This is a genomic window from Gemmobacter sp., assembly GCF_016792925.1.
Lineage (GTDB): Bacteria > Pseudomonadota > Alphaproteobacteria > Rhodobacterales > Rhodobacteraceae > Gemmobacter.
On the sequence record NZ_JAEULU010000206.1, the window covers coordinates 1 to 6,542 of the forward strand.

6 protein-coding genes, 1 tRNA gene and 1 pseudogene are annotated in these 6,542 nt (G+C 61.9%); 6 read left to right on the plus strand and 2 right to left on the minus strand.

Features of this window, described 5'->3' with window-relative positions; all coding sequences use genetic code 11:
- The 6 genes from sufB to JNN06_RS09790 form a co-directional block, all read left to right on the plus strand.
- Nucleotides 1-1,251 (plus strand): Fe-S cluster assembly protein SufB (gene sufB / locus JNN06_RS09765; RefSeq protein ID WP_291239402.1); only part of this gene is annotated, 1,251 nt, incomplete at its 5' end.
- Nucleotides 1,252-1,268: 17 nt separating this feature from the next.
- Complete coding sequence (gene sufC / locus JNN06_RS09770) at nt 1,269-2,024, plus strand: Fe-S cluster assembly ATPase SufC (RefSeq protein ID WP_291239403.1); 756 nt, start codon at nt 1,269-1,271, stop codon at nt 2,022-2,024.
- Nucleotides 2,024-3,298: a Fe-S cluster assembly protein SufD gene (gene sufD / locus JNN06_RS09775; RefSeq protein WP_291239404.1), complete on the plus strand. Its 1,275-nt coding sequence runs from the start codon at nt 2,024-2,026 to the stop codon at nt 3,296-3,298. Before sufC ends, sufD begins: the two co-directional genes overlap by 1 nt.
- Complete coding sequence (locus JNN06_RS09780) at nt 3,298-3,780, plus strand: YIP1 family protein (RefSeq protein ID WP_291239405.1); 483 nt, start codon at nt 3,298-3,300, stop codon at nt 3,778-3,780. Before sufD ends, JNN06_RS09780 begins: the two co-directional genes overlap by 1 nt.
- A 2-nt stretch (nt 3,781-3,782) precedes the next feature.
- Complete coding sequence (locus JNN06_RS09785; protein WP_291239407.1) at nt 3,783-5,003, plus strand: cysteine desulfurase; 1,221 nt, start codon at nt 3,783-3,785, stop codon at nt 5,001-5,003.
- Between the two features lie 45 nt (nt 5,004-5,048).
- A tRNA-Arg gene (locus JNN06_RS09790) sits at nt 5,049-5,125 on the plus strand.
- 47 nt (nt 5,126-5,172) lie between these two features.
- Here JNN06_RS09790 and kdsA read toward each other — a convergent pair.
- Together kdsA and JNN06_RS09800 are read right to left on the minus strand one after the other, a co-directional pair.
- Nucleotides 5,173-6,003, minus strand: a complete 831-nt coding sequence (gene kdsA / locus JNN06_RS09795) for a 3-deoxy-8-phosphooctulonate synthase (RefSeq protein WP_291239406.1) — start codon at nt 6,001-6,003, stop codon at nt 5,173-5,175.
- 10 nt (nt 6,004-6,013) lie between these two features.
- Nucleotides 6,014-6,542, minus strand: a pseudogene (locus JNN06_RS09800) (capsule biosynthesis protein); the annotation flags it as partial.

Consider the following 6,542-nt stretch of genomic DNA (forward strand, 5'->3'; position numbering starts at 1 on the left):
CCCGAGATCGACTATCAGGACCAGTATTACTACGCCAAACCCAAAAGCATGGCGGTGAAGCCCAAAAGCCTGGATGAGGTGGACCCCAAGCTGCTGGCGACCTATGCCAAGCTGGGGATTCCGCTGAAGGAACAGATGCTGCTGGCCGGGGTCGAGGGCAGCGACGAGCCGCGCAAGGTGGCGGTGGATGCAGTGTTCGATTCCGTCTCGGTCGGCACCACTTTCAAGGAAGAATTGAAAAAAGCGGGCGTGATTTTCTGCTCGATCTCGGAAGCGGTGCGCGAACATCCCGAGCTGGTGCAGAAATATCTGGGCTCGGTCGTGCCGCAAAGCGACAATTTCTTTGCCACGCTGAACAGCGCCGTGTTCTCGGATGGCAGCTTTGTCTATGTGCCGCAAGGCACCCGCTGCCCGATGGAGCTTTCGACCTATTTCCGCATCAATGCCGAGAATACCGGGCAGTTCGAGCGCACGCTGATCATCGCCGAAAAGGGCGCCTATGTCAGTTACCTGGAAGGCTGCACCGCGCCGAAACGTGATACGCATCAATTGCATGCGGCCGTGGTCGAGATCGTGATCCTCGACGATGCCGAGGTGAAATATTCCACCGTCCAGAACTGGTATCCGGGCGATGAAGAGGGCCGGGGCGGCATCTACAACTTTGTGACCAAGCGCGCCGATTGCCGGGGCGCGCGGTCTAAAGTGATGTGGACGCAAGTTGAGACCGGCTCGGCGATCACCTGGAAATACCCGTCCTGCATCCTGCGCGGCGATGACAGCCAGGGTGAGTTCTATTCTATTGCAATTGCGAACAATGCCCAGCAGGCCGATACCGGCACCAAGATGGTGCATCTCGGCAAGAACACCAAATCGCGCATTGTCTCCAAGGGGATCAGCGCGGGCCGCGCGCAGAACACCTATCGCGGTCTGGTCAGCATGCATCCCAAGGCCACGAACAGCCGCAATTACACGCAATGCGACAGCTTGCTGATCGGCGACAAATGCGGGGCGCATACCGTGCCCTATATCGAGGTGAAGAACAATTCGAGCCGTGTCGAACACGAGGCCACCACCTCGAAGGTCGATGACGATCAGCTGTTCTACTGCCGCTCGCGCGGGATGGACGAGGAGGAGGCGGTGGCCCTCGTCGTCAACGGCTTTTGCAAAGAGGTTTTGCAAGCTTTGCCGATGGAATTTGCAATGGAGGCGCAAAGCCTCGTCGCGATCAGCCTCGAAGGCTCGGTCGGCTGAGATACGGGATCAGAAAAATGTTGGAAATCAAAAACCTGCACGTCAAACTTGAAGAAGATGACAAGGTGATCCTGAAAGGCGTGAACCTGACCGTCGAAGCGGGCAAGGTGCATGCGATCATGGGGCCGAACGGTTCGGGCAAATCGACGCTGTCTTATGTGCTGTCGGGCCGCGACGGCTATGAGGTGACCGACGGCTCGGCCGCCCTCGACGGGGCCGAGTTGCTGGAGATGGAGCCGGAAGAGCGCGCGGCGGCGGGTCTGTTCCTGGCCTTCCAATACCCGGTCGAGATCCCCGGCGTGGGCAATATGACCTTCCTGCGCACCGCCGTGAACGCACAGCGCAAGTCGCGCGGCGAGGAGGAAATGTCGGCAGGCGAGTTCCTCAAGGTCGTGCGCGAAAAGGCCAAATCGCTGAAGATCGACGCCGAGATGATGAAGCGCCCGGTCAATGTGGGTTTCTCGGGCGGTGAGAAAAAGCGCAATGAAATCCTCCAGATGGCCATGCTGGAGCCCAAGATGTGCATCCTGGACGAGACCGATTCCGGTCTGGATGTCGATGCGATGAAACTGGTGGCCGAGGGCGTCAACGCGCTGCGCAGCGAAGGCCGTGGCTTCCTTGTGATCACCCATTATCAGCGCCTGCTGGACCATATCAAACCGGATGTGGTGCATATCATGGCCGATGGTCGCATCGTGAAGACCGGCGGGCCGGAACTGGCGCTCGAGGTCGAGAATAACGGCTATGCCGGCATCCTGTCCGAGGTGCTGTGATGGCTTTGGCGCAAGCGAAACTTGACGCGGCCGAGGCCCGGCTGGCGGCGCTTGAGCTGCCCATGGGTGGTTGGTCCGCTGCGGCGCGCGCCGATGCCTTGGCACGGTTGCGGGCCATGGGTCTGCCGGGCAAGCGCGACGAATATTGGCGCTATACCGATCCGGCCACGCTGACGTCGGCCATGCCATCGGGCGCCGCGCTGTTTGATGCGGGTGATGAGGCGCCGCTGTTCGACGGGATCGACCGCGTGAAACTGGTCTTTGTCGATGGCGTGTTCGATGCGGCGCAATCGGATGATCCGGCTGCGGCGGGTGTGGAATTCCTGAGCGTTGTCAAAGACATCCATTGGGCTCAGGGGCTTTATGGTGTGCTGGAATCGCGCGGCCAGACCCCGGTGGAGCGTCCGCTCGCGGCGCTGAACACCGCAGCGGCCCGCGACGGCGTGCTGATCCATGTGACCGGGCGCGCGGCCAAGCCGGTGAACCTGATCTATCTGCATCAGAACGAGACCTCGGACGCGATCCTGCATCATGTGATCAAACTGGATGCCGGGGCCGAGTTCACCTTGCTGGAAAACGGTCCGGCTGCGGCGCGTTTCAATCAGGTGCTGGAGGTCGAGATCGGCGATGGCGCCCGCTTCCACCACATCCGCGCGCAGGGGCGTGACCACGAGCGCCGCACCGTGACGCATATCTTCACGCGTCTCGGGGCGGAATCGCTGTTCAAATCCTTCACGCTGACCGCCAATGGCGTGCTGACCCGCAATGAGGCGGTGATCGAGCTGACCGGCGATGACGCCAAGGCGCATGTCGCCGGGGCCGCCGTGGGCGATGGCGATTTCCACCATGACGACACGGTTTTCGTGACCCATGCCGCGCTGCGCTGCGAAAGCCGTCAGGTGTTCAAGAAAGTCTTGAAAAACGGCGCTGTCGGGGTGTTTCAGGGCAAGATTCTGGTCAAGCAAGGCGCGCAAAAGACCGATGGTTACCAGATTTCGCAAAGCCTTCTGCTGGATGAGGCGAGCCAGTTCCTCGCCAAGCCCGAGCTGGAAATCTATGCCGATGACGTGAAATGCTCGCATGGTTCTACCTCCGGCGCGATTGACGAGACCGCGCTTTACTATCTGCGCTCGCGCGGGGTGCCGCTGCGGCAGGCGCAATCGCTGCTGGTGCTGGCTTTCCTGGCCGAGGCGATTGCCGAGATCGAGGATGAGGCCATTGCCGAGGACATCCGGCTGCGGCTGGAAAACTGGCTGGCGCGGCACGAAAGCTGATGGCGGTCACCTCGGATATTGTCGAAAGCTGGCGGCGTCCGCGGCAGGTGCTGCGGCGCCATCTGGCGCGCGGCCGGTCCGAGGCCTTTGCCTTCAGCCTGCTGTTCGTGTTCCTGCTGATCGCTTTCATCGCCCAATATCCGGGGGCGGCGCGGGTGACCGCCCTGAACCCGGAGGTGCCGATGGCGCCGCAGCTGCTGGCCAAGGCGCTTGGGCTACTGGCCACCATTCCGCTGTTTTACGGGCTGGCGGCGCTGTCGCGTCTGGTGGGCAAGGCCATGGGCGGGCAGGGCACCTGGTATGGGGCGCGGTTGGCGCTGTTCTGGGCGCTGGTCGCGGTGACGCCTTTCGTGCTGCTGGTGGGGATGGTTGCGGCGCTGATCGGGCCGGGGCTGCAATTGACAGTGACGGGCGGCGTGGCTTTTGCGGCCTTTCTGTTCCAATGGCTGCTGGGGCTGACCGTCATCGAACAAGGGGAATGACGATGTTCAATGTCGAGACGATCCGGGGCGATTTTCCGATCCTCAGCCGTCATGTGAACGGCAAGCCCTTGGTTTATCTCGACAATGGGGCCAGTGCGCAAAAGCCGCAGGTGGTGATTGACGCCATTTTGCAAAGCTATTCGCAAGAATATGCAAATGTGCATCGTGGGCTGCATTACCTCTCCAACCTCGCGACCGAGAAATATGAGGCGGTGCGGGGCAAGGTGGCGCGCTTTCTGAATGCCGCTTCCGAGCATGACATCGTGTTCACCACGGGCACGACGGAGGGGATCAACCTGATCTCCTACGCCTGGGCCGCGCCGCGCTTTCAGGCCGGTGATGAAATCGTGCTGTCGATCCTTGAGCATCACGCCAATATCGTGCCGTGGCATTTTCTGCGTGAGCGTCTGGGGGTCGTGCTGAAATGGGTCGAATGCGATCTGAACGGTGATCTGGACCCGCAGGCGGTGATCGACGCGATCGGCCCGCGCACCCGGCTGGTGGCCATCACGCAGATGTCGAACGTCACCGGAACTGTGGTGGATGTGGCGACGATTTGCCACGCCGCCCGGGCCAAGGGCGTGCCGGTTCTGGTCGATGGCTCGCAATCGGCGGTGCATATGCCGGTGGATGTGCAGGCCATGGGCTGCGATTTCTTTGCGATCACTGGGCACAAGCTGTATGGTCCGTCCGGCTCGGGCGCGATATATATCCGGCCGGAGCGGATGGCAGAGATGCGCCCCTTCCTCGGTGGCGGCGACATGATCCGCGAGGTGACGCGCGAGGCGGTCATCTATAATGATCCGCCGATGAAATTCGAGGCCGGAACGCCGGGGATCGTGCAGCAGATCGGCTTTGGCGTGGCGCTGGATTACCTGACGGGTCTGGGCATGGCCAATATCGCCGCGCATGAGCGCCAGTTGCGCGACTATGCCCGCGCGCGGCTTTCCGGGCTCAACTGGTTGAATATTCAGGGCGATTCGGCGGGGAAGGGGGCGATCTTCTCCTTCACGCTGCAAGGTCAGGCCCATGCGCATGACATTTCGACCGTGCTGGACAAGAAGGGCATCGCCGTGCGCGCGGGCACCCATTGCGCCATGCCGCTGATGCAGCATTTCGGTCTTTCGGCCACCTGTCGCGCCTCGTTCGGCCTCTACAACACACCCGCCGAGGTCGACAAGCTGATCGACGCGCTGGAGCTTTGTCACGATCTTTTCGCCTGATTTGCGGTTGCGCCCCGCAGCGGCTTCGTCTATTCAGACGCTCAGGCACCCATAGCTCAGCTGGATAGAGCGTTGCCCTCCGAAGGCAAAGGTCGCACGTTCGAATCGTGCTGGGTGCGCCAAACAAAAAGCCGCTCTTTTGAGCGGCTTTTTGTTTTTGGTCAAGGTCTTACACCCGCAGCGGATCGGCTTTGGCCAAGCGGTCGAACTGCATCAGGCTGTCGACCAATGCGGGCATCTGGTCCAGCGGGATCATGTTCGGTCCATCCGAGGGGGCAGTGTCGGGGGCCTCGTGGGTTTCGATGAACACCCCGGCGATGCCGATGGCCACGGCGCAGCGCGCCATCACCGGGGCGAATTCGCGCTGGCCGCCCGAGCTGCCGCCATTGCCGCCGGGTTGCTGCACCGAATGGGTGGCGTCCATGATCACCGGCCAGCCGGTGCGGGCCATGGTGGGCAGGCTGCGCATATCGGCGACCAGCGTGTTATAACCAAAGCTGACGCCGCGTTCGGTCAGCAGGATTTTCTCGTTGCCGGTCGAAGCCACCTTGTCGGCGACATTGCCCATATCCCAGGGCGCCAGAAACTGACCCTTCTTGATGTTCACCACAGCGCCGGTCTGGCCTGCGGCCAGCAACAGATCGGTCTGGCGGCACAGGAAGGCCGGGATCTGGATCACATCGACGACCGTGGCGGCCTCGCGCGCCTGCGCCTCGTCATGGATGTCGGTCAGCACCGGCAGGCCCATGGCGCGGATCGCCTCCATCACCTTCAAACCGGCCTCGATGCCCAGACCGCGCTTGCCCTTCAGGCTGGTGCGGTTGGCCTTGTCAAAGCTGCCTTTGAACACATATTGCGCGCCCGCGGCCTTGCAGGCCTCGGCCATGCGGCCCGCGATCATCTGGGCGTGGTCCAGGCTTTCCAGCTGGCAGGGCCCTGCGATCACCAGCAAGGGCTGGTCATTGCCGACGGTCAAGCCGCCAAAGGATACGGTTTTCATCATCCACTCCTCAGCCCGTGACCTGTTCGCGCAGGATTGCGGCGGTCATCGAGATCATCAGGTAGATACCGCCAAAGATCAGGAGCGCAACCACCGAGTATTCAAAGGCGCGTGGGTAGGCGGCCTCGTCCGGGGCGACGGGGCTGACGAAATTCGACAGGTAGCGGGTCTGACGGTTGGCCTCGATGCGGGAGGTCTCCATCGCCTGCAAGGCCTGCGCCAGCAAGAGACGCCGGGTCTCCACATCCGATTGCGCCACCAGCAATTCGCCCTGCACCACAGCAAGGCTTTCGGCGCCGCCACTTTCCTCGGTCAGTTTGGAGCGCAGCAGCGCGATCTCGCTTTCCAGCGCAGTGATGCGGCGTTTCAGCGGCTCCATCCGGGCCTGATTGGGGCGCACATTGCTTTGCATCTGTTGCAGCGACAGCCGGTCCGCCGAGAGCTGGGTTTCCAGATTGCCGATCTGGGTCGAGATCAGCTGGACCTCGACCTCAGAGCTGAGCACCTTGTATTTCTCTTGCAGTTCAACCACATGGCGC